The sequence below is a fragment of the Streptomyces sp. NPDC002602 genome, assembly GCF_042889445.1.
GTDB lineage: Bacteria > Actinomycetota > Actinomycetes > Streptomycetales > Streptomycetaceae > Streptomyces.
On record NZ_JBIAQX010000012.1, the window covers coordinates 84,482 to 103,753 of the forward strand.

The 19,272-nt window shown below is 66.7% G+C and carries 20 protein-coding genes and 2 pseudogenes; 7 read left to right on the forward strand and 15 right to left on the reverse strand.

Annotated elements, in window-relative coordinates:
• Positions 1-2: 2 nt before the first annotated feature.
• A complete protein-coding gene (locus tag ACFYW3_RS27130; RefSeq protein ID WP_389387687.1) occupies positions 3-431 on the reverse strand; it encodes a hypothetical protein in 429 nt (142 codons plus the stop codon).
• A gap of 3 nt (positions 432-434) precedes the next feature.
• Positions 435-875 carry a hypothetical protein gene (locus ACFYW3_RS27135; RefSeq protein WP_351752912.1) on the reverse strand — a complete coding sequence of 147 codons (441 nt, stop codon included), beginning with the start codon at positions 873-875 and terminating at the stop codon, positions 435-437.
• A gap of 323 nt (positions 876-1,198) precedes the next feature.
• Between ACFYW3_RS27135 and ACFYW3_RS27140 the strand changes: the two genes are divergently transcribed.
• The gene (locus ACFYW3_RS27140; RefSeq protein ID WP_351752909.1) at positions 1,199-1,627 is read left to right on the forward strand and encodes a hypothetical protein; all 429 of its coding nucleotides are present in this window, start codon (positions 1,199-1,201) and stop codon (positions 1,625-1,627) included.
• An 89-nt stretch (positions 1,628-1,716) separates the two neighbouring features.
• Here the strand turns inward: ACFYW3_RS27140 and ACFYW3_RS27145 are convergent, their stop codons facing one another.
• The 7 genes from ACFYW3_RS27145 to ACFYW3_RS27175 all read right to left on the reverse strand — a co-directional run bounded on the left by ACFYW3_RS27145 (position 1,717) and on the right by ACFYW3_RS27175 (position 9,335).
• Positions 1,717-2,187 (reverse strand): hypothetical protein, encoded by a 471-nt coding sequence (locus tag ACFYW3_RS27145; protein ID WP_389387595.1) that lies wholly within the window; start codon positions 2,185-2,187, stop codon positions 1,717-1,719.
• Positions 2,187-4,409 carry a hypothetical protein gene (locus ACFYW3_RS27150; protein WP_389387596.1) on the reverse strand — a complete coding sequence of 741 codons (2,223 nt, stop codon included), beginning with the start codon at positions 4,407-4,409 and terminating at the stop codon, positions 2,187-2,189. Before ACFYW3_RS27150 ends, ACFYW3_RS27145 begins: the two co-directional genes overlap by 1 nt.
• 38 nt (positions 4,410-4,447) lie before the next feature.
• A complete protein-coding gene (locus ACFYW3_RS27155; protein WP_389387597.1) occupies positions 4,448-6,142 on the reverse strand; it encodes a hypothetical protein in 1,695 nt (564 codons plus the stop codon).
• A 250-nt stretch (positions 6,143-6,392) separates the two neighbouring features.
• Entirely contained in the window at positions 6,393-6,899 is a 507-nt protein-coding gene (locus ACFYW3_RS27160; protein ID WP_389387598.1) for a hypothetical protein, read from the reverse strand.
• Positions 6,899-7,801 carry a hypothetical protein gene (locus ACFYW3_RS27165; RefSeq protein ID WP_389387599.1) on the reverse strand — a complete coding sequence of 301 codons (903 nt, stop codon included), beginning with the start codon at positions 7,799-7,801 and terminating at the stop codon, positions 6,899-6,901. The genes ACFYW3_RS27160 and ACFYW3_RS27165 overlap by 1 nt, the downstream gene beginning before the upstream one ends.
• A 591-nt stretch (positions 7,802-8,392) precedes the next feature.
• Positions 8,393-8,584 (reverse strand): hypothetical protein, encoded by a 192-nt coding sequence (locus tag ACFYW3_RS27170; RefSeq protein ID WP_389387600.1) that lies wholly within the window; start codon positions 8,582-8,584, stop codon positions 8,393-8,395.
• Positions 8,585-8,864: 280 nt separating this feature from the next.
• Complete coding sequence (locus tag ACFYW3_RS27175) at positions 8,865-9,335, reverse strand: hypothetical protein (RefSeq protein WP_389387601.1); 471 nt, start codon at positions 9,333-9,335, stop codon at positions 8,865-8,867.
• A 430-nt stretch (positions 9,336-9,765) separates the two neighbouring features.
• Between ACFYW3_RS27175 and ACFYW3_RS27180 the strand changes: the two are divergent.
• Positions 9,766-9,933: pseudogene (locus ACFYW3_RS27180) on the forward strand (gamma carbonic anhydrase family protein); the annotation flags it as partial.
• Between the two features lie 16 nt (positions 9,934-9,949).
• Here the strand turns inward: ACFYW3_RS27180 and ACFYW3_RS27185 are convergent.
• From ACFYW3_RS27185 to ACFYW3_RS27205, 5 genes and pseudogenes are all read right to left on the reverse strand, one after another.
• Complete coding sequence (locus ACFYW3_RS27185; RefSeq protein WP_389387602.1) at positions 9,950-10,360, reverse strand: hypothetical protein; 411 nt, start codon at positions 10,358-10,360, stop codon at positions 9,950-9,952.
• Between the two features lie 294 nt (positions 10,361-10,654).
• A pseudogene (locus ACFYW3_RS27190) lies at positions 10,655-10,863 on the reverse strand (transposase); the annotation flags it as partial.
• A gap of 350 nt (positions 10,864-11,213) precedes the next feature.
• Positions 11,214-11,603: a cupin gene (locus tag ACFYW3_RS27195; protein WP_389387603.1), complete on the reverse strand. Its 390-nt coding sequence runs from the start codon at positions 11,601-11,603 to the stop codon at positions 11,214-11,216.
• Between the two features lie 28 nt (positions 11,604-11,631).
• Complete coding sequence (locus ACFYW3_RS27200) at positions 11,632-11,949, reverse strand: alpha/beta hydrolase fold domain-containing protein (protein ID WP_389387604.1); 318 nt, start codon at positions 11,947-11,949, stop codon at positions 11,632-11,634.
• Positions 11,915-13,033, reverse strand: a complete 1,119-nt coding sequence (locus ACFYW3_RS27205; RefSeq protein WP_389387605.1) for a serine hydrolase domain-containing protein — start codon at positions 13,031-13,033, stop codon at positions 11,915-11,917. The genes ACFYW3_RS27200 and ACFYW3_RS27205 overlap by 35 nt, the downstream gene beginning before the upstream one ends.
• 186 nt (positions 13,034-13,219) lie before the next feature.
• Between ACFYW3_RS27205 and ACFYW3_RS27210 the strand changes: the two genes are divergently transcribed.
• The 5 genes from ACFYW3_RS27210 to ACFYW3_RS27230 all read left to right on the forward strand — a co-directional run bounded on the left by ACFYW3_RS27210 (position 13,220) and on the right by ACFYW3_RS27230 (position 17,676).
• Complete coding sequence (locus ACFYW3_RS27210; protein WP_351752884.1) at positions 13,220-13,894, forward strand: TetR/AcrR family transcriptional regulator; 675 nt, start codon at positions 13,220-13,222, stop codon at positions 13,892-13,894.
• A gap of 182 nt (positions 13,895-14,076) precedes the next feature.
• A complete protein-coding gene (locus tag ACFYW3_RS27215; protein WP_389387606.1) occupies positions 14,077-14,223 on the forward strand; it encodes a hypothetical protein in 147 nt (48 codons plus the stop codon).
• Positions 14,224-14,375: 152 nt separating this feature from the next.
• A complete protein-coding gene (locus ACFYW3_RS27220; protein ID WP_351752878.1) occupies positions 14,376-14,873 on the forward strand; it encodes a hypothetical protein in 498 nt (165 codons plus the stop codon).
• Between the two features lie 42 nt (positions 14,874-14,915).
• Positions 14,916-15,662, forward strand: coding sequence for a transposase family protein (locus ACFYW3_RS27225; protein WP_389387607.1), 747 nt, complete (start codon positions 14,916-14,918; stop codon positions 15,660-15,662).
• A 1,885-nt stretch (positions 15,663-17,547) separates the two neighbouring features.
• Positions 17,548-17,676 (forward strand): hypothetical protein, encoded by a 129-nt coding sequence (locus ACFYW3_RS27230; RefSeq protein ID WP_389387608.1) that lies wholly within the window; start codon positions 17,548-17,550, stop codon positions 17,674-17,676.
• 908 nt (positions 17,677-18,584) lie between these two features.
• Here the strand turns inward: ACFYW3_RS27230 and ACFYW3_RS27235 are convergent.
• Positions 18,585-19,235: a hypothetical protein gene (locus ACFYW3_RS27235; RefSeq protein WP_389387609.1), complete on the reverse strand. Its 651-nt coding sequence runs from the start codon at positions 19,233-19,235 to the stop codon at positions 18,585-18,587.
• Between the last annotated feature and the right edge of the window lie 37 nt (positions 19,236-19,272).

A 19,272-nucleotide genomic window follows, 5' to 3' on the forward strand; every position in this document is an offset into this window, starting at 1 on the left:
GATCACCCGCAAGTCCCTACAGAACGTGAAACTCGACCGCGCGGCCCAGAACCGCAAGATCCGACCTGCCTCATGACCTGTTCCTCCGCGCGTTCCCGGGCTTCCCGGGCCTCGCGGTCGGCCACGGACCGACATACGCTGCACAGCCCTCCGGGCGCCGAGCCCGCGTTGTCGTCCGGGCCGGGCGGGTAGACCTTGCGCCCGCACTCGGGGCAGGGCCAGGCCGCCGCTTCCCGGCGCAGGCGCCGCTCCTCGCGGTCCAGTTGCTCCCGCTCACGCTCGGCCTTCTGGGCGGCGCGGCGCCGGTCCTCGTGCACGGGCTTCAACTGAAGATCGGCGTCATTTTTCTGCGCCCACGGAAGATAAAGAGATGCCGGGAACAGGCATTCCCGGCATCCGAAACTTCGGAATCGAAGTTTCTGGAACTGCATCACTTACATCTTGCGTTTATGTGTCTTGTACACCCAGGTGAATGCGGTGCCTGCCGCCAGGTACAAGACCGGCTGCGCTTCCGGGGGAACCCCCAAGGGGCCCCCGAGCACGATTCCCACCAGGATGAGAACGGTTACTCCAACCTGGGCGAGAAACTTCCAGGCCTCCAGACGGCGTTCGTGCCGCGCAGCCAAGCGGTCCAGCTCTTCGCTCGTCCCGTCGAGGCGCTTGAAGCGCTCACCCTTCCGAATACGGACATAATAGTCACCTCCTCCATCGACGACTTCCGGCCGCCAGCTCTGCGGGGAGTCGCCTGCTACCAAGAAGACTCCGTCACCTCCACGGTGGACGCTTCCCAACCCTTCCGGCGAGATCACAGTGTCCTTAATCTCGACTGGCACCGGCACTTGTGAGTTGGGGTTCAGGTCGCCGCTGATACTCATTTGAGTACCCTTTCTCTGCGGGTTAAGAGTTTCCTCCTGGTGGTTGCCTTCGCCCGACAGAGGTGCCCACAACAGGCGCCCCCAGGCGCCGACTTGACCAGGATAGAGCGCCTGAGCTGCCGTGGAGACGCGATCGACATTCCGGATGACACCGCAGAAGCACAGGCACCGCTTCGCACCATGCGCCGTCACCAACCGCAGGGGGCTGGACTCGTACCCGGCGCGTCGACCAGTTCTCGGATTCCCACACATGGTCCGGCCGCAATCGTCTAACTTCCCACTTGAGGGACTTCGACTTTCAAAGTTCAACGTGGAGGCAGACGATGGCCGGCGGCATGCGGAACATCCAGGTCGACGACGAGGTGTTCGCCTACCTTCAGCGTCACGGCGAACCGCTGGTGGACACAGCGAACGACGTCCTACGACGTGTGCTCCTGGGGGCGCAGCAGCCGCCCGCGGACGAAGCGGGCAGTCGGGCGACTGGCGCCTTGATGCCCATCTTGGAAGCGGGCCTCGCCGCTCCCAATGACATGGTGCGCCACCACCAGCCGAAGCTCGGGCGTACCCACGAGGCCACCATCAGCGCGGATGGATGGGTGGAACTTCCGGACGGGCGGGCCTTCCAGCGGCCCTCTCCCGCGCTCAGGACTCAAACGGGGAACCAGATCAACGGTTGGGTCCAGTACACCCATGTACCCAGCGGACGCCCTCTCCAGGAACTTCGGGAAGAAGCGGCAACGTCCCAGGACTGACCTTCACCTTCTCCACGCCCTTCGGAAGGAATCACTCGCGTGGATCACGACGACCCGTACTGCCGCGTCCGCATCCCGACCCCCGAACGTCACCCGTCGTGCGGAAGGCAGGAGCCGTCGGGATTGTGTCCTTCCGCAACAGCGCCGGCCTCTCCCGGATAGATTTTGGCGTTGATGCAGGCCCGGCCTTCACTCAGCCCGATCCTGGCGGGGTGGTCCCCACTCGCGGCCCGGACGTCGATCCGTACCGACGAGGGCAGGGCGAGCGCCGTCCGGGTGCGGCTGAGGAGTCGCTCCTCGGTCAGTCCGGGCTGACCCTGGAGCTCTTTGGCCAGCGCTTCCATAGCCGCTCTGCGGGGCTCGGCGCCCTCGTGTTCGGCTGGAGTGAGCGTCTCCCGCTTGGGCACCGGCATCGACTTGGCGAATTGTGGACCGGCATGCTCGGAGAGCTGCCAGAGGAAGACGAAGACGAGGCCCAAGAGGAGGAGGAGAGGGAGCGCGCACCCGAAGAACAGGAATCGTCTTGTCCTTCGGGTACGGCCCTGGGGCGGAGCGGTCATCAGCTCGCGCCGTACCCGATATCGCGGAGCTTCTGCTCCATCACCTTCGCGTAACCGGTTGTTCCGGCGGTCTTCGGGTGGAAGGACTCCCGGCTCAGGCACGCGCCGCCCGCGATGTCCCAAAGGCAGAACGACGGCTTGTTCCCAACCGCGTCGGGGAAGTCCTTGTTGTGAAAGTCCCCGTTCCCGTTCGGCCCCGTGACGATGGCATTGATCCACTCGTCGTCGTCACACGTGCCATGACCGCTGAACATCGGAATCGGATCTGCGTACGTGACGCCTTGGACACCCTGGACGGCCGCAGCCTGCTTCCCGTTCACGTACTTGGAGAGGTCTCCGAGCGCCTTCTGCTCGTTTACGTTGAACAAACCCGCCGCCAGGCAGGCTCTGCTCCGGCTCATGAGTTCGGGATAGCCCATGACCACGATGGTCGCATGGGTGGCTCGGGCCTTGATACTGGTGATCAGCGAGCCAAGACTGGTGCCCAGCTTGTCCGCCAGGGCCTTGTAGCGGGGCATGAAGGTCGCGTCCGTGGCGCAGTCGCCGCCGCCGGCGCACTCCATGACCGCTCCGACGAATGCTCCCTCGTCATTGCCTCCGATCGTCAGGGTGACCAGGGTGGTGTTCTCGTCGAGGGCACCGGAGTCGATCTGGGACATCTCGTGGAACTGTCCCTCGGACCAGCTGTACGCTCCGCGATTGGTCCAGGAGCTGGGGTTTCGGGTGCCCTGGACGTTCCAGGTCTGGGCCCCCGAGCAGGCGACGAACGACAGCTCGGCGTCGGTGCTCCAGGCATCGCCGGCCGTTCCGAGCGGCGTCGTGGTGTTGGGCGGGGTGAGCTTGCGCGGCCAGGCGTTGACGCTGCGCCGGCATCCGTTCCACCGGGGCGTGCCGTGGTCGGTGTCGGACTCCCACGAGTAGCCGATGCCGGGTCCGCCCACGGATCCCGAACCCTCACCGGAGGAGAAGGAGTCGCCGAGCGACGCCACGATGTTCTTCGGCTTGCCGGGCAGCGGCTGGAAGGCGATGGCGTCCCAGGCCACGTCGTCGTCGGCGGTGCCGTCGACGGTCTCGTTGGTCAGTGACACGCTGGGGGTGCCGCTGAAGTTGTATACGCCCAGAGAGATCCAGGTGTTGCTCTTGTGGAGCTGGTTTATGTAGCGGTCCTTCACCGTGCCGTTGCCGAGAGCGATCCGGTAGTGGGCCTGTTGGGTTTCGGCACCGTTGTCGGGCAGGTGCACCATGACCCGGCTCCACTGGTTGAGGGTGCGCGCCAGCGTCCAGGTACCGGTGACCTTCATCTGGTCGATGCGGTTGCCGCTGTTGCGGGTGTGGGCGAACCAGAAGTGGGCACCGAAGCCACCGCCCACCTGGTGAAGGTCTTCCTTCCCCTCATAGGTTCCCAGCCCCGCGGGGTCCGTGAAGCTCCAGGACATGGTGCCCGAGTTGGTCCACGACTTGGAGCAGTCGCTGCGGAGGGTCGACGCGCTCGCGCTGACGTCGTCGATGATCAGCGCGTTCGACGGCAACCGACCTGATGTCGTGCAGTCGGGCAGTCCGGAGTTGCCCCGGCCGAGTTCGGCCCGGAGCGTCTTGTAGGTGAGTGTCTCATTGCCGCACTCGGTGGCACAGGCAGTCTTCCACTTGGCGTTCGCGTGGTACCAGTACAGCTTGTAGCAGGCCTCGTCGGCGCACCGGGGCGGGCTGCCCGCGTTGCAGCCGTTGCTCGCGTTGCAGAACGTGTCGAGAGGCGGCTTGATAGCCCGTGTGCGGGCGCCCGCGTCACTCCACCAGGCGGCCTGGTACCCGTGGGTGTTCCCGCTGTTCTGGACTCCGGCGTCGCTGTAGGACCGTCCGGTGTCGATGGGGTAGGCGGCCCACCCCATCACCTTCTCCGGGTACGGCCACTTCTGCGGTGTGGCGGCGTCGGCGTAGTGGTTGTTGTCCAGGAAGGCGTTCCGATCGGCCGGATACTTCGGGTTGGCCGGGTTGTTGAGCCATCCCAGGCCCCATCTTCCGGAACTGTCGGGCTTGTTGAAGCCGAGGTTGTAGTTCCAGACCGCAGCGAACCAGTTCTCGATGTACTTGGGATCGTCGTTGTTGATCTGGACGGTCTGCCCGGGGATGTGGAGCTCGCTCCACTTGTCGGCCAGAGTCTGCGCGGCGACCGCGACGTTGGCCGCGTAGTCCAAGGCGACGGCTCGCTGCTTGTCCGCGGGCATCGCCGGGGGTTTGCCAGTCTGGACTCGGCCGGGAACGCTCATGCCGTCGGTCTGCTGGCCCATTCCGTAGCCGCAGTCTGCCTTGGCCCAGTCGATCGTCCAGATCTTGTCGGGATCGTATCCCGGGGTGCCGGGGTAGATGTTCGTCCCGTAGAAATTACCGACCAGCGGATTGCCCGTTTGCCCGGGGAGGGCTGGTAGGAGGCTTGCCACAGGTTGGACTCCTGGGCGAGTACGCCAAGGAGTACTTGGGCGGGGATACGGCCCCCTGCGGGTCCACCGATGAGCGTGGACTGCGGGAACATCGTCGATGGGGCGACCGAGGAACCGAGCCCGTCCTGCGCGCGCCAGCCTCCCTGTGCCATCCAGCCACTGGTGAGGTTGCCGCGGATGGCCATGTCCACGGCCCACTCGACCTGGTTGGGCGTGGGCTGCAGAGCCTGCTGCGCAGGGTCGTTGCGCGGCACCGAGCAGGTGCGCTCGGGGTCCACGGTCGAGGTGGAGGAGCCTGCCAGGGCCGCTTGCGCGGACAGGGTCGCGCGCGGGCTCTTGGTCGTGGGAGCAGCTGTGCCCGGGAGCGCGGGCGATGGCTGGTCGTCGTGTGACTCAGCTGCTCCAGGGACGAGGAAGTCCACGGACCTGCCGGTTACCGGTGCGTGTGCCTTGATTCTGTACGGCGGTGCGTGAGAGGTGTCCGGTGCGGCAAGGGGATCGGCCACGTGGGAGCGCAACGCGGCGGATACCGCATGGTCGATGACCAGCCGTCCGCCGGAGGAGACTTCGCTTCCCGCGTCCGCCGCAAGCTTGGTGATCCCGGGCGGGAGCGGTCCGATGTCCTTGGGCTGCCCCGTGATGAAGAGCCGCCCCGCGGTGCCGGCCGCCAGGCTGACCTTGCCGAGGCCGCCGCGGGCGAGCTCGGTCACCTTGGCTCCGACCGCGCGGCGTACCCGGACGCTCTCTCCCTCTCTGTCCAGAAAGGCGACTGCTCCGCCGGCATCCGGATGGATACGGAACGCAGGACCGGAGGTCTCCCCGATCAGCTCCTGGGCTCCGTCGGGCGCGATCCTGGCGAGTTTGCCGCCCAAGGCGGCGATCACGGAATCGCCCACGGGGACGGCCGATGTCGCCTCTCCCGGCACGATCAGCTCACTTGCCACCTTGCCGGTCGCAGCGTCGAGCCGCAGCAATCGGGTCTTCCCCGCCTCCGCGTCGGCGGACTGGGTTAACACCACCGTTTCCCCCGCACCGCAGCCGGGGTTGAAATAGGCGAGCGAGACCGTTTCGCTCATTTTTGTCACCGCGTGAGTTTCAAGGTCGACGACAGCGGCGAAAGCACCCCGGTCAAACAACGATGGGGTATTCGTGAAAGCCCGCGGTGCGTACGCGACCACGGCGCGTTTACCCGAGCCCGTCACGCACACGTTGCCCACCCAGGCGTCCGCCTCCAGCCCCTGTTCCCGCAGTGTGGCAGCCTCACGCCACTCGTACCCGTCACCGCTTTCGGAGACCAGGACGTGTAGCCCGTACGCGTCGCCGACAACGGTGACCGCCCGGTCATCGGCAGTACGCCAGCCCCTGCCCAGCACATCGTCCCGCTTTGCGGCGGGCACCGAGGCACGGGGCGTGGACGGGTCAGGGGTCACCGGGCCGCTGGGCCCGGCGGCACTGGCCGGCACCTGAATCAACCCCGCCAGGAAGCCGGCGGCGGCCACACCCGCCCCCAGCGCTGTCAACGGCCTCATTCCCGTACGCCTTGACACATGCATACCCCCCTCTTCGTTAACGCGACCAGGATGAAATGGCTCTGCTTCAACGGAAATGATGTGCATCTGGAAATCAGGTCGAAGACATCCGCCCGATCGGGCGGATGTAGACGCGCGAAAGGCGTGATGACGGGCGGGCCCGCGCTCAGTCCGGTCCTCTCACCGTGCTGCCCGTCAGCTCGGCCCTGCGGTTCGACAGGGCCCACGGGGAGTCTGGAGGTCAGTACCGGTCGTGAGAGGCGTTCTCGTTGTACAGGTCGGGGATCATGTTCTCCGCAGGCCAGTAGTCACCGCAGGTCGGGCGGAACACCTGGCTGGGGCCGCCGTAACCGGAGCTGAAATAGACACGGTAATTGGCGGAACACTCCCCGTTCACGGCGGATGCAGCGTTGTTCTTAACCTCCTGTCCGTTTCCCTCGTTCGTCATGCTGCAGGTCTGGAAGTTGATCTGACCGGGTCTGAAGACATAGCGGACGAGTGCGGCTCCGTTCGGCGAGTACCCGTAGTGGTTGGGTATGTCCGAATCGGAGACAAAGCACGGACTGTTCGAGTACCAGGTCTGCCCACCTCTGCCATTGAAGTGAAGCGAGAAACAATAACGGTTTCCCGCTGAGCTACAAGCGTCCGACTCATAGGATGTCGATGTGGCGGATGCGGTCCCCGCCGAAAGGGCGATCGCGACCATTGTGGTTGCGGTGCAAAGCCCTGTGATCTTCTTGACGCCCATCAGTTGCTCACCGCCTGGTACGCCTGGCGAACCTTGGCCATTTTCTGATCCTTGGCGGCTTTCTCCTCCGAGAGTTTCTTTGATGCGCTCTTGATCGCGACGTTCTGCATGTCCCGTTCCCGCGCGTTCCAGGCGGCGACCAGGCTGGTCTGCTGCTTGCATTCGACATCGGCCACGGCTTGCGCGATCTCAGCCTCACCTACAGCGGGAGAGGACAGCTGTATGCCCAGATCCCCCAGGTCATCAAGGGGATTCTTACGGTCGAAACCCTTGACTTTCATACAAGCGACCCATTTGCTGACAGTGGTGGTGACCTTGGCGTCGGCACGTGATTCGTTGTATATCCTGGCCGAAAGGCCGTCGGCTTCAGGCGTTTGCGGCACGGGGAACATCCGCTTGGTCTCTCCCCGGCACCCACCATCCGGAATCTTTGTCCCGCGGTAGATGCCGCCTTCGACCTCCACCCCCACTCCAGTGAACACCGCGGACTCCGCGCCGGCGGCAGGCTCCCAGTGGGGTGGTTCCGGCACATCCGCCGGAAGGTGATAGCCGTACTTCTTCACCGCATCGAGGTCGGACACTCCGTAGCGGCGCCCCATGGACGTGTTGATCTCGTTGGCCACCGAGAGCTCGGAGGCTGCCGGCGGGCCGAAGTCCTCGAAGCCGTAGCGCGCCATGCACGACCGCCACTGCCCCTGCACCGAAGCCTGCCAGGCATAGCCGTCCACCGGGGTGACCGTATAGGCGGCCAGCGGAAGCACCAGCCCCTTGGCCAGGCCCTTCGTGGGGGCGGAGGGCAAGTCGCCGAGGGCGAGTCGGCCCGGATCCGCCACGGTCGTGGAGCCTGGTTTCGTCTCGGCTGTGAGCTGGTGTGTTCCGCACCCCGTCAGCATCGTCGCCATGGCGGCGATGCTCGCCGCAGCGACCAGTCGTCTTCGCACTGTGAGATACCCTCCCCTGCCGTTGCGCACATCGATGAGGGATTAAAGCACATCGAATTGGCCGGAAATCGGACCTCTCTGTTCCGATTAATGGGAGGTGTCGATTCCACCAGAATGCGCGGATCCGCAGGATGTGCATAACGCTCGCATTTCAACCGTTGCCCACCGCGCAGAACAAGCCAACTACACGTCCAGGCGGTCATGCCAAGCTTGTCGTTCAACAATCACATTTCGCCGAACCAAGTAGCGTTCTCGGATCTCCCGACATGAGTGGGCGTCGGGGTCAGGATGACGGTTGTACATGTGGGCGATGCCGAGCATGGCTTGATGGACTCCGTCGCCTTTGAGGCGGCAGTCGGGGAAGATCGCGCATCGCACGCCAGATGCACGACGAGCGGGCTTCCCCCTGCTTCGCCACCGCATCCTCCTCGGATAACGCCACCCTGCGTCACCACCGAATGTGAGACAGAGCCGTTTACTGGACAGACCCAGTGGGCCCCCCTCCTGGGCGGAGGGGGGCCCACTGCGTGCTTGTCTAGAGGTGGCTGTCCATCAGTCTCGCCGCACCAACTGTTCGATCTGCATCAGGTAGTCCTCGCTGTAGTCGAAGGTTCTACGGAGTGTCTCGTAGCGGGTGTACTGATCCTCGGCCAATGGCATGCGCAGAGCCCACATGGCTCGAAGAAACAGCCGGAAGCCGAGGTCGGGGTCGACACGGGTGACGACCTGTTTCAGTGACCCCATCACGGCGGTGCCCGCAAATGAGGTGCCAGGTCGGGCTGACTGCCTTGTGCGCCGCACGCGGTTCCACGGCAAGTACCTCGTGCATGACCATCTCGATGAGGTCGGTCCGGGCTTCCGGGACGGAAGGGCGGTACGTGGGCGCGACGTCGCGAAGACGTTCCTCGCACACCCCCACCATCTGCTGCAACCAATCCCTTCCATCGGTGCCGAACCGGTCGATGTCGTAGCCGGAGTCCACTGCCGCCAACCAGACGATGGCGAGTGTCTCGGCGGACAAACCTCAATCCAGAAGCCGCTTCACGTCCTGAAGGAGTTGGGCTGCCACGGAGCCCGGAGTCTCTTCGTAGGCGTCCGCCGCGGCGACCTCTCGCACGGTCTGTGACACACCGTGGTTGTACAAGCCAGCCCCAAACCGCGCGGCAAGCATGGAGAGCCCGAAGTCCCACGTGGGGTCGCGTCGGGTCGCGTCGATCGGCGGCCACATGACGTGCAGACCTTCATAAACCACGGCGACGTGGTAGCCGAAGTGGTCGCCCAACGCGACGAAGCGGTCGGCGCGCGGTTGGTCGATCGGCACGGAGTATGCCTTCAGCGCACGCAGGAAGAACCGCATGCCCAAGTCGGCGTCCGCCTGCGTCACTACCTCTTCCAGGGCATGAGCAAGCCCCGGCAGTCCGGAGGCTTGGTCGAGGTTTCGAGCGAGTGCCCGGACTTCCCCTCCGATCGACCGGCTCAGTTCCTCGTCCCGCACGGGCTGAATCCGTGGCGCCGCGTAGGAGCGCTTGTAGGAAGCCGTCGAACTGGGTGAAGACGCAAGCCGGTTGCTGGTGCCGGCCCTCCCGGACGCGGTCCTCCGCTCGGTGTGGCCGGCCGCCGTCGGGCGAGCTTTCGATCCGGCTGATCACGGCATCGACACCCGTGCCTGGTTGGAAAAACTCTCGGAGTTGGCGACGGATCGGCTCCGACAGAGCGCTGCGGGCGTGGGCCGGGGTTCGGGTCGTCGTGGCAACAGTGAACGCGGTCAACACCATGCGAGAGGTCATGACCGGGCACGCGAACGAAACACCCTTCGGAAGCCGCCACCACCCCACGAACACCCTCCCTCGGCCGTCCTGCCCACCACACCGCCCAGGAACGGGAGCCCCACTCATAAGCGCATCCACCAGTAGGTGAGGCAGCCGGGCATGCAGATCCCGCCCGGTTCGCTGGTGGCGGGCGTGCCGGCCAAGGTCAGGCGCGAGCTGACGGAGGCGGGAGCACCTGGGCATCAAGGCCAACGGCGATATCCGCTGCTCGCCCAGGCGCACTCGGAGCCGTTCGCGGAGGGCGGCGAAGCCGATCTCGACTGAGCGGACTCTTTGTGGGTCAGTGCCAATAGGAGGGCGATGATGATCCGGAGCCGTTCCAGAAGATGATCAGGAGAATGACGATGATCGCCAACGGGACGGCGACGAGCAGGGCGCACCCGATGGCACCGGGCAGGTTCTTCCTGCGAAGGCGCTGATCGAGCAGCTTGGCCTCGGCGGTGTCGTTCCGCCAGTGCGGCTGGAGCTCCGCAGTGCCGTCGGCGATCGCCCCGGCTACCCGGGAGACGTCCGAGGGATGGTACGTGCGCCAGTTGCTCTCGCCCCAAGTGGATTGCGAGACATGGGGATTGTTGCGAACTCCGTTGGCATTCGCGGTGGCGTCCAGGCAGGTCGCCCGGATGGTCGGCCAGGCTCGGGCCAGCTGTCTCTCGGACAACCAGGCGACGTGCTCCGGTTCGGCTGCTGCCACGGGCGCACCTACTCTCGGCTCGCATACAGTCTCTCCCCGCTCAGGCCGGATAGGCAACACCCTCTTCTCGTAACCGGCTTGGCTCCTCGTACTGCCAAGATCCAGGTGCTCGAATTCGCACAAGCACTGATATCGGCCAGCTCGGTCGGACCTGACCAACGCCGGCTCCCGATGGCGCCGCGGCACAAGTCCGTGATCGGCACACCGCAGCCTTGAACCGGTCGGCGGCATCCGCACGGTCACGAACAGCGGCGCGACGCGACGCCGATACGGCCGGCACGGAGGTGACACTCAGGCGGGCTGATCCACGATCACCAGCACGGTGCCGAACTTCGCGATCAGCTTGTCGAAGACGGCCCGCAGTCGGCCCGCAGTTTCGGTTCGCTGTTGGGCATCGCCTTGTCGAAAACCTTCTTGCCCGCCGGGGTCAGCCCGTGGCCGTGGTCAACTGTCTTGCCGACGTCCATGCCCAGGAAGACGCCCACATCGCCGATGTCTAACATCGCACCCCTCCAGGGTGGTCGACCTTGCCGGCCTCGGCGGTGGCACCGTGCTCGCGCATCCACGTTATGCAGACCTGCCGCCCACGCTTCTGCCCGGCATCGCGCCGGACCGGGCGGTGGCCGGGTCTCTCATCAGCGTCTGTGACGGCACCCCACAGGCCCGGCGACACCACCCTGGCTGTGTCCCCTCTGTCGAACGGATGACCTGGGACCGGTCACCGTGTGCAGAGCTGTGCGATGGCTGGTCGCGCTCACACCCGGCGCCACGGCCGAGCCGCGGGTGGGCGCGGACGTGAGCGGCGGCCCGTGTAGAGCGTCTCGGTGCATGAGGACCGGATGTGAGGGCCCGGCTAAGCTTCGCTCCGCTTCTCCAGGCGGCTGCCGCGTGGAAGGGTGACGGACATGATGTCGCTGGGGGCGTCCAGTGCGATGCGGTGCCATCGCCCGCGCGGGACGATGACCGCCGTTCCCGCCGCCAGCTTGATCTCCTCCTCCTCCTCGCCCGGCTGCTGCGGGCGGAAGCAGAGACGTATCCCGCCGCTGAGGCAGGACACGACTTCGTCCGCGGCGGAGTGGACTTCCCAGTGGTCGGCGTGGACGTCCGCGTCGGTCTCCACACGGAACGTCATCAGCTGCCAGCCGTCCCGCTCGGGGTCGAACACGGGTTGTGCGGCGCGCACCTGGCCGCCTTGGTCAAGGTGGATGAAGGAGGCGAAGAGATCGATCGGGTTAACGGTCATGCCGACACATCCATTCTGCGGTCATCGTTCATCTGGTCAGGTGTAGGGCTTGGGGCCGGCCTGGTTGGCCCGGCCGCCTACGGGGCCAGGGCTCGGCGAGCTGTCGCTGCGACACCTCAGCGGGCAGGACCGCCGGCAAGCCGTGGAACGTGCCGGGCCACTGGTGCAGCCCGACCGGGACGCCCGCCCGCGGCAGACGCAGTGCGTAGTCGATGCCTTCGTCGCGCAGCGGGTCGAACTCCGCGGTGGCGATGTAGGCCGGTGGCAGGCCGGACAGATCGGCGGGCCGGGCCGCGGCCTCCCCGGCCCGGTCAGCCGTACATCGCCACGCGGTACAGAGTCGCAAGCGCGTCGTCGATGGGATGGGGCTGCGGCCTGCCGGAGGAGTCGAGCCTGTTCCACCTCTGCAGGTTCACGGCGACGGACATCTGCCGTTTGCCGTCGGCACGGGTCATGGCCAGTGCTCCACCACCCCAGACCGTGCCGCCATGGCCCCAGAAGGTGCCCTGGCCGGGACCTTCCATCGGGTACAGACCGAGGCCGTAGTCGATGATCTTTCCCTCCTGGGAGACGACCGGGACGGTGCGTTGCATCTGCGCCAGCAACGACGAGCTGACGATCTCCCCGGCCAGCAGCATGCCGTAGAAGCGGTTGAGGTCTGCGACGGTCGATATCAGCGAGGCCGACGGTCCCGCGTACGACATGTCGAAGACGCTGTAGTCGCGCGGCGGGTCGATCATGCCGAACCATGCCTCGTAGAGCTGTGAGTGTGGCCCGTCGACGTACGGGCCGGCGGGGAATCCGGTGTCCCGGAGCCCGGCTTGCTCAATGACGTTCTGGGTGATGCACAGCTCGGCCGTGGTGCCGCTCACCTCTTCCAAAAGTCGGGCGAGGAGCAGGTAGTTGGTGTTGGAGTACACCCCCGGAGCGCCGCCCGGGGTGCCGACGGCAGGTGCGGTGATCCCCATCTCGATCAGTTCGGCGGGGTCGAACCGTGTGAACCGGTGGTCGTCCAGGCTCTGGGGTCGGGTGTCCGCGACGACGGGCATCCCCTTGAGGGAGGGATAGGCGTACGGAAGGTACTCGGCGAGGCCGCTGGTGTGGTTGATCAGCATCCGGACCGTGATCGCGTCACCGCGGTCTCCGGGAACCACCTTCGGAAGGTACCGGCCGATCGGTGTGTCGAGGCCGATCCGACCGCTCTCGACCTGTTGCAGGACCGCAGCGGCGGTGAAGGTCTTGGTGATGCTGCCGACCCGGTGCCGCATGTCAGCGGTGACGGGGCGACCGCCGGCGACATCGGCGACCCCGGCGGCACCGCGCCAGACCTGGTCACCGTCTCGCACCTCGGCGAACAGGCCCGGTATCCCGGCGCGGTGGACGTCTTCGATGGCGGCGTTCAGCGTCGCGGAATCCAGTGGGTTCTTCACGTCCTGCGTCCTTTCGTGTTTCCCGGGGTGAGCTCCGCATCGGTTGCCTGACCCGGGTGACAGGGCACGCGTGGCGCGTCGGCCCGCCTGCTGCCGGGTCGCTCGGCACGCTCATGTCCTCATTATGCACGCGGTGCGTGCAATGCCTAGTGCATAGGTTAGAATGAGTCCGACGAGAGGGGTGAGATGACAGGTCGAAAGCGTTGGTCGACCGAGGAAATCCTGGATGTGGCAGTGGAGTTGCTGCGCACAGGCGACACAGAGTCGTTCAGCGTGCGCAAGCTCGCCGCGACCCTTGGGACCGATTCCTCCAGCCTCTACCGACACTTCCGCAGCAAGACCGAATTGCTGCGCGCGGTCGCCGACCGGATCCTCCTGGCTTCCATGGACGGCTACCGCCCCGAGGGCGACTGGAAGCAGCGCATCACTGCCCTGGCCCTGCGCGTGAGAGAGGCATTCGGCCGACAGCCCCAGCTCGCCGCGGTCTGGGGACGCTACGCGTCAGGCGGCGCCGGTTCCCGGCTGATCGTGGAAGAGGTACTACAGGCCCTGCGCACGTCGGGACTGCCCGACGAGGAGATCCCGGCGCGCTACCACCGGCTCGCGGTCCTCATCGCCGCACTGATCGCCTCCGAGGCCGGAATCAGCACCATCACCTCGGAAGAGCACGAACAGGGCATGGAACTGTTCCGCGTCACGGTACTCGGCGCCGACCCCGAACGCTTCCCCGCCCTGGCCCACTTCGCCCGCGACGTCCGCCCCCTGGGGGTGGATCGCCGCGCCGCGTTCGAAGAGATCCTCGCCGCCCACCTCGCCCACATCGAGGCCGCGGTCTGCCCGAGCCGGCCGATCGACTCGTGAGTGTCGGCGAACGATCGAATGACGACAGGCGCCGCAGGCGTCCGATGAACCCGGACTTTCCGAGGCCCGGATCGAGGACCCCATCCCGTTCGAGGAGGCGGCCGGCATCGCCGGCCGCCTCCACCCACTCCAGCGCCCGAAGTTCGGCGAAACCGCCGGCGTACGCGCGGCCGGGCGTCACCATGCACATTTCCGAGATGTTCCGCCTCGTACGCGGCACCGCGCACATCCTCGATGTGCTCGACGTCCTGCACCAGGGGCATCCCGCCCTGCGCATCCACGATGGCGCGTTCTCCGCGATGGACCTCACTGAGCCTTCGCCAACTTGAATTCGCAGGTCAAAAGGCTGGTGTGACGGCCTTCCAGGGTGCTCACGTTGGTCACGGGCGACTGTCTGAGCAGTAGATCGTCCGTCAGCGCGGTCGGTGCCTGAGCCGAAAAACGGTCGCCGGGATCATCTCGTGCAGGAGATCATGTGTGGATGTCCCCGATCGAAGCCGTAACCAATGACCTGCAGGATGTCGCTGTTCTCTGGAGTGTTGGCGAGGCCCATGCTCACGATGTCGTCGAGGCTGCCTGCGCGGCACTCGTTGCCGGACTGGACAGCCCGGCACTGCGCATTCTGGCCGGATACACACGTGCCGAGGCGGACTATGACGTTCCTGAGCTGCTTCCCGTCGTACTCGATGAGCTGGACCTTGTGTTCTACCCGCGTGACAGCGAGGCCGGGCAGGAGGCTGCTGTGCGGGCGCTCGCGCACCAAATGCTGGCGGGCCGGCTGACGCCGCGAGAGCTTGCTTCGCGTATCCACCAGTGGTTCGGTCACCAGCTACCCCTGGCCGAGCGTCTTGCTGAGCTTGATGACGAGTACGACATCGTCGAGTACGGGGACAGGACGTTGGCCCAGATCGATGCCGAAGTCACGGGCGAAGCTCACCGTCTGACGCATGGTCGGACCGGCCAGAACCGACATTCGTAGCGATCGAGCCCTGCGCAACTGGTCGTCAGCAGAGGCAGGTAGTTGAACTGTCCGGTTCTTACTCGCCGGGCTTCGGCACCCTTCAGGTGGCGGATCCTGCCGCCGGGGAAGATCGCGGCAATCGTCCTGGCCGTACTGCGCCACGACCAGCGCCTGGCCGACATGGCCGGCGGCAACGACGTATACGAGTCCACCGTCCGCCGCCGGCGCGACGAGCTGATCGGGCTACTCGCCGCCCAGGCACCGCGCCTCGACCACGCCCTGAAGGAGGTCGCCAAGCAGGGCGGGGAGGTGGTCCTGATCGACGACACCCTCATCCGCACCAGACACCGCACCGGAAGAGCCGACCGGCGGAACTACTCTGGGAAGCACCGCAGTCACGGCCCGCACTTTCTCGCCCTGACCGACGAGAAGAGCCGCCTGATCTGGACATCCGCCGCCCGGCCCGGCCGCACCCACGACAACACCGCCGCCCGCCACGACCACATCCTGGCCCACTCACGCGCCGCCGGCCTCGGGGCCCTGGCCGACCTCGGCTTCCGCGGTCTGGACAACGACATCCTCGACCCCGTGATCGTCACCGGCTACATCGCCACCCGCACCCACAAACTCACTCGAGGGCAGAAGGAGGCCAACCGCGTCCTCGCCGTCGGACGGGCACCGGTCGAGCACGGCTTCGCCCACCTCAAGAACTGGCGGATCCTCACCAAACTCCGCACCCACCCCGTCCGCGCCACCCGTCTCCCGCGCACTCTGCTCGTCTTGACGAACCTCGAAATCAGCCGCTGACGGACGATCTACGGCTCAGACAGACGCCCGTGACAAGCGTGAGCACCACGAGAGCCGGTCACACCAGCCCTTTGACCTGCGACTTCAGGTTGGCGGAAGCTCACTCGATGGGCTCCGCTCGGTGGCGGGCCACTCGATGCTCTGCATCCGATGCCGGGCATGGTCCCACTGGATACTGAACATCGTGGGCTCCACCCGGTGGACGATGCCCGGCATCGGCACCACAGCCAGGCACTCGAGTGCCGCACCCGGGACAGGGCGCGGGCATCGCGGCGCGCGGCCGCGTTGCCGATCCGGCTCTGCCGGGAGCGGGACCGGCGCGACTGACCGGCGGCAAGGCGACGCTTCCCGGCATCCTGGAGCCGCCGCCGCTGCTTACGCAGCTCCTTCTTCTCCTCCGGCGTCGACTAGCTGGTGTCCGGCCCGGCGTCTGCTGCACGCCGGGCTGCCGGGTGTGTGACGGCGGGGACGCCGAAGGGGCGGGCTACGACGCGCTACCGAGGTCGGCGGCGCGCTCCCGGACACCGTCCTGGAGCTTGGCGGCCATCTCGGCGGCGGCCTCGATCGTGGCGCTGGTCTGCTCCAGCGCGGCGACAGCGGTCCCTGCCTCGGCCCCTGGCCGCGGCCGGCCTTCCGGCCCGTGCGTGACGGACGCGGGCGAGACCTCGACGCGTCGGGCACGGCGACGGTGTGCGGACGGGCACGGGAGCCCAGGCGGCCCGAGCGACGCGCCGCGTGGACCCGGGCGGTCAGCACACCGGCCGCCAGGCGGGCTCGCTCGTCGAGCGGAGCGGTCCGCTTTCGGGTCAGCGGGCGCAGCACGGCCCGGTCGTCGGTGTCGCGCGGATACAGGGCGCGCAGATCGGCGGTCGCCATCCGGCCCCGCACGACGGGCCGCGATGGGCGGTACCGCAGTTCCCCCGGCAGCCTTTCGTCGACGGCTTCGTCAATCGCCTTCACTTGTCACACCGACACTCCTGATCTGCCATCACCCCACTGCTGTCCCCAGGCTCCGAGTCGGCGTCGTACGACTTCACGGCCAGCCGACGATCGGCTGTTGTGATCAACTGCCATCAAGGGCGGTTGCTGAGCCGTCCGGGTGATCCGGCCGTGATGCGTGTGTCGTGTGAGGCGCAGAAACGTTGGTGCCTGCGTGGAGCCACGTGAACTATGGGAACGCAACTCGCTGCTGGCGGAGGCGTTCTGCAGAACAGATGACCGGGTGCGTGAGGCACAGGCTGTGATGGACGAGGCGCTGGCCAGCCGGACCAGGACTCTGGCTGCGTTCGCCTTGACAGTCGGCAGCGACGCCGCCGTAGCCGACCTGATGGGGTTGAACGAACGCGAGGTACGAGTCGCACGGCGCACGGTCGGGAAGGACGACGCCCGTACCGTCGCCGAGCAGTTGCTCAACCCTCCTGCCGGAATGTCCCCCCAATCGCCTTCACCTGCCGACCCTCCGGCCAAAGCGCCTCTCCAGCCATCCTCGCCTGCCGGCTCTTCGGTTGAAGCGCCTCCTCGATCACCTTCACCTGCCGGCCCTCCGGCTGAAACGCTTCGCCAGGCATCCTCGCCTGGCGATACTCCGGCTGAAACGCCTCCCCAGACTCCTTCACCCGTCCCGAGTCCCGGATGGGAGCCGCCCACGGAAGCAATGCACACGCAGATGCCCGATCCGCGCCCGGAAGCAGCATGGTCTGCCCAAACGCCTGCGATGGAGAGCGGAACGCCGGGTGCCCCGGTGGTCTGGACGGCCGGTATGGACTCCGTATTGCAGTGGGGCTGGCAGTCCGGCCTTGACCTTCAATCCGTCGCAGAAGAACTCGGCCTGAGCTCCAGGGACCTGCTCCTACGCGCACAGAGGCTTGCAGCGGAAGGACGACTGATGCAAAACGCTCCCCCGGTGTACGAGGCAAGCCAGGCCGGCCGTCACCGCCGACACGAGTTCATGCGGTACAACCCCGTCCCCGACAGCCCGGAGACCCTGTACAGCTCGAAGAGTCCCTACGTCTGAACCGCCACCGCGTTGCCTCCTCGGACTGTCGGGCGCGGTGGCCTCGTAGGTGAGAAGCAATTGAGTGCATGATCGACGACCACCTCGCCGTGGACATCGAGGAACCGGCCGCCGCGGTGTCCGTGCCTTGGGGCGGGAGCGGGCGGTGGCACTGGCGGCAGGTGCCGGCCGCGCTCAACGCACTCCCCAAGGGCAACACGCCGCCCCCGAGGCGGCCATGGCCGTGGCGTTCGCGGAGTTCGCTGTGCTCATCGACGCCGATCAGGCCCTCGCCGCTCTGGGCCTCCGGCCCCCCATGGGTAACCCGGACGGCTCAAACGACGTTGAACCCGCCGTGACCACGACGGTGAGGCTCACGCCCGTCACCGACGTGCGGCATTTCACCACCCCCGGCACCTCCGCTCACGGGATACGGGATACGGGATACGGGATACGAACGTGGCCGTGAGCTGGAGATTTAAACGGCGTCACATGTGCTTCCATGACGGACCGACTTTCGTCCTGGCAGACGGCGCCGACGTCCCTCGTCGCCGCTCACGGCAACGCCGCGCTGGTCGCGCCGGCCGCGCCAGCCGCGCTGGTCGCACCGTACGGCAGCGGGCGGGTGCAGTCGTCGGACCCATCCGCAGGCCGACACCGGCTGGTCCACGGACGCCGAACTGGACGATCCCGACGGCGTGCGCGTCGGTCTCGACCACGACCCGACCGAGGAGAACGTCAGCCGGCTGTAACGCCCGGTCGGCCTGGATGCTTTGTCACCACCCAAGCCGAGCTTCACGTCGCCGGCCGCGAACAGGAACAAGCCACGACCCCGTACGGAAGTGCTGGGGCGGAAGCGGCGTGCGTCCGGGACCGCAGGTCACCACTGAATCGGCACAGGGCTCATCGGTGCTGGGCGGCCGGGCGGCTCAGATGTAGGGGTAGGCGTAGGGGTTGTAGAGGGATGTGGGGCTGTCGGGGACGGGGAGGTGAAAGGCTTCGTGGCGGCGGTGCCGTCCGGCCTGGCCGGTGTCGGTGTGCACCGGTTTGACAGCGAGGCGTCCTTCCGCGGCGAGCTGCTGGGCGCGCAGGAGAAGTGCACTGTAGTTGACGCCTAGTTCGGCGGCCACCTTGCTCAGGTCGAGGCCGGACTGCCAGCTCCACAACAGGACGGAGTCCATCGACGAGGTCCACGCGACCGCACCCGGTGAGGCCCCGCCCGAGGACGGGGCCGTCTCGACACGGGGGTGCGGCAGCACGATCTCGGCCGGAAGAGGCTCGAGAACGGCCGGCGAGGCCTCGCACTCCGGTTCGGCCTCGCGCCTCTGCGGCGGGGCGGAGGCCGCATGCCTGCGCAGGAGTTCCTCGGCGACGCTGCGCGCGTCTGCCTTCCCGACGACGCGGCGGGCCCGACGCACCTCGCGTTCGTGGAGGCCCATCAGGTTGGCGACGCCGCCGTCGCTGCCGATGGACACGGCGAAGGCCGCGAGGGTGCGAGTACGGTCGGCCTGAGCCCGGTCCAGAAGGCTCTGCGCCTGCCGCATCCGGTCGTCACTGGCACAGAACGCCTCAGCCAGCACGGTATTGCGTTCCCAAAGATCACGTGATTCCACGACC

Excerpts from the sequence above, each read along its gene's own strand:
- ACFYW3_RS27130 (WP_389387687.1), bottom strand. The coding sequence starts at position 431 with ATGCAGTTCCAGAAACTTCGATTCCGAAGTTTCGGATGCCGGGAATGC.
- ACFYW3_RS27135 (WP_351752912.1), bottom strand. The coding sequence starts at position 875 with ATGAGTATCAGCGGCGACCTGAACCCCAACTCACAAGTGCCGGTGCCA.
- ACFYW3_RS27140 (WP_351752909.1), top strand. The coding sequence starts at position 1,199 with ATGGCCGGCGGCATGCGGAACATCCAGGTCGACGACGAGGTGTTCGCC.
- ACFYW3_RS27145 (WP_389387595.1), bottom strand. The coding sequence starts at position 2,187 with ATGACCGCTCCGCCCCAGGGCCGTACCCGAAGGACAAGACGATTCCTG.
- ACFYW3_RS27150 (WP_389387596.1), bottom strand. The coding sequence starts at position 4,409 with ATGCCCGCGGACAAGCAGCGAGCCGTCGCCTTGGACTACGCGGCCAAC.
- ACFYW3_RS27160 (WP_389387598.1), bottom strand. The coding sequence starts at position 6,899 with ATGGGCGTCAAGAAGATCACAGGGCTTTGCACCGCAACCACAATGGTC.
- ACFYW3_RS27165 (WP_389387599.1), bottom strand. The coding sequence starts at position 7,801 with ATGGCGACGATGCTGACGGGGTGCGGAACACACCAGCTCACAGCCGAG.
- ACFYW3_RS27170 (WP_389387600.1), bottom strand. The coding sequence starts at position 8,584 with ATGGGGTCACTGAAACAGGTCGTCACCCGTGTCGACCCCGACCTCGGC.
- ACFYW3_RS27195 (WP_389387603.1), bottom strand. The coding sequence starts at position 11,603 with ATGACCGTTAACCCGATCGATCTCTTCGCCTCCTTCATCCACCTTGAC.
- ACFYW3_RS27210 (WP_351752884.1), top strand. The coding sequence starts at position 13,220 with ATGACAGGTCGAAAGCGTTGGTCGACCGAGGAAATCCTGGATGTGGCA.
- ACFYW3_RS27215 (WP_389387606.1), top strand. The coding sequence starts at position 14,077 with ATGCACATTTCCGAGATGTTCCGCCTCGTACGCGGCACCGCGCACATC.
- ACFYW3_RS27220 (WP_351752878.1), top strand. The coding sequence starts at position 14,376 with ATGTCCCCGATCGAAGCCGTAACCAATGACCTGCAGGATGTCGCTGTT.
- ACFYW3_RS27230 (WP_389387608.1), top strand. The coding sequence starts at position 17,548 with ATGCAAAACGCTCCCCCGGTGTACGAGGCAAGCCAGGCCGGCCGTCAC.